The organism is Acinetobacter sp. NigerLNRRAM0016 (assembly GCF_054112845.1).
The window spans coordinates 1-2,421 of the sequence record NZ_JBSYVT010000081.1; the positions used below are offsets into that span (position 1 = coordinate 1).

Sequence of the window (2,421 nt, forward strand, 5' to 3'; positions counted from 1 at the left end):
ATTTAAAAAAAGGAAAGAAGATGAAAATTAAGTTTTTAACAGTTTCATTGATGCTTATTCTGCCATTTTCTGTTTTTGCAGCAAATACTGTAGTAGAAAAAGCGGTCATTGAATCAAATAATACATATAAGGCGAAGTATAACTTAGAGGATATGACTGAGTTTAATCAGGCTCAAAAGGGCTTTATTGCCAAGCCAACAGGTCAAATTAAAAGTGAGAAAGGCAATGTTATCTGGGATTTTGATGCATTTAGTTTTTTACAAGATCAAGCACCAAATACCGTTAATCCCACTCTATGGCGACAAGCAAAATTAAACAACAATGTTGGGCTATTTAAAGTAACAGATCGAGTTTGGCAAATTCGTGGTTTTGATTTGGCAAATATGACCATCATTCAGGGTGATACTGGCTGGATTATTGTGGATACATTAACCTCTAAAGAAACGGCTGAAGCAGCACTTAAATTTGCTAGACAGCATTTAGGTGAGCAAAAAATTTCAGCCATTATCTTTACCCATAGCCATATCGATCATTTTGGTGGTGCATTAGGCGTTCTTTCTAGCGAAGAAATTAACGCTAGAAAAACTCCAATTATTGCGCCAAAAGGCTTTATGGAAGAAGCGACCAGTGAAAATGTGATGGCAGGTTCAGCCATGATACGTCGTGCGACTTATATGTATGGAACTTTTCTACCTAAAAATGCGGAAGGATTGGTGGATACAGGTTTAGGTAAGGCTGTTGCTGGGGGAAAAATGGGCATCCTTGAGCCTACACAACTGATCACTCAACCAGAACAGAAAATGACGGTTGATGGCTTGGATTTTGTGTTTTATAACGTGCCGGGTTCAGAAGCACCAGCAGAATTAACGTTCTCTATCCCATCATTGAAACTTTATAACGGCGCAGAAATTCTATCTCATACCATGCATAATCTTTATACCCTTCGGGGTGCTAAAGTCCGTGATGCCTTAAAATGGGTGGGCTATCTAGACCAAGCAATGCAGCATGCCAAAGCATCCGATGTATTGATTGCACAGCATCATTGGCCTGTCTGGGGCAATGACAATATTCAAGATTTTATTAAAACCCAGCGAGATGTTTATAAGTTCACGCATGATCAGACGGTGAGATATATGAACTCTGGTTTTAATGGCGCTGAAATTGCCGAAAAAATTAAGCTTCCAGCGGCACTTGATCAAAAACTATATGCTCATGGCTATTATGGAACCCTAAAACATAATGTAAAAGCAGTATACCAATATTATATGGGATGGTTCGATGCCCATCCTTCCAATTTAGATCCATTACCCCCTAAAGCTGTTGCAAAAAAATATATTGAGTTAGCAGGTGGGGAGAACAATGCATTGAAAAATGCGCGGGATGCCTACGCTCAAGCTGACTATAGATGGGCTGCCGAGATTTTAAAACATATTGTGTTGAATAACCCTCAAAACCAACAAGCAAAAGACTTATTGGCGAATACTTATCGTCAATTGGGCTATGCTGCTGAGGCTTCAACTTGGCGTAATTTCTTTTTGGTGGGCGCTCAAGAGCTACAAAATAATGTACCCCTACAAAATACTTCTGATCCGAGTGATTTATTGATTCATACACCAACTGAAAGATTTCTTGAAGCTATGGCGACAAATTTAGATGTGGAAAATTTAAAAAATGAAAACCAGTGTATCAATCTGGTTTTGTCGGATACCAAAGAGCATTTTTCATTATGGGTTGAAAACTCAGTCATGCAGTTTAAGCGTTATGATGAAAGTAAAGATTTGGCATTGGATTGCCCTACATTAACCTTAACCAAGCCCTTATATCTAAAAATGATTACAGGTCAAATAGAAGGGGTAAAAGTCCTGCTTTCTAAAGACAGTAAAGTCAAAGGTAATCCACTGAAAATTGGAAAATTCTTTGCAATGTTTAAACGTCCAGATTCAATTTTCCCGATTGTGACTCGACCAAATGGCTAAGCTCAAATAAGTAAAGTCGAAACTTAAATTAATAGATCCAAAGAAATGGGTGAAATTATCAACTTGGTTCTCCCAATCTTATAACAGGAATACAAGAAATTATTTCTTGTATTCCTCTTTAAAATTAAAAGTAAGCTATATGTATTTTAACTCTATTGATACTTTATTAAATGGTTTTTGAATTTTTATACTTTATTTTCGATGGAGATATTTTTATTAGTAGCTTGTTTAAAAAAGATTTGTTTATTTTTCTATTAATTGCTTCTAAATAATAACTTCAATATTTTTGTGGTTAAAAGGCAAGGGGGTATTATGATGTGTTTTTTATTGAAAATAAGCTTTTATATTAGGGCGAATTCAAACATGAGGTGCGACAGTTTGAAAAGTCTTATGATAATCAACAAGCTGAGCAAATTTCTCTAATGGTGTAAGCCAATCTAACGCT

General features: G+C 36.2%; 1 protein-coding gene. It reads left to right on the forward strand.

What is annotated here, in order from left to right:
• The first annotated feature begins 20 nt into the window (after nucleotides 1-20).
• Nucleotides 21-1,976, forward strand: coding sequence for an alkyl/aryl-sulfatase (locus ACWQ4X_RS19525; RefSeq protein WP_457904662.1), 1,956 nt, complete (start codon nucleotides 21-23; stop codon nucleotides 1,974-1,976).
• Nucleotides 1,977-2,421: the final 445 nt, after the last annotated feature.

What these genes read in the sequence shown, in the direction of transcription:
- ACWQ4X_RS19525 (WP_457904662.1), top strand. Translation starts at nt 21, where the DNA reads ATGAAAATTAAGTTTTTAACAGTTTCATTGATGCTTATTCTGCCATTT.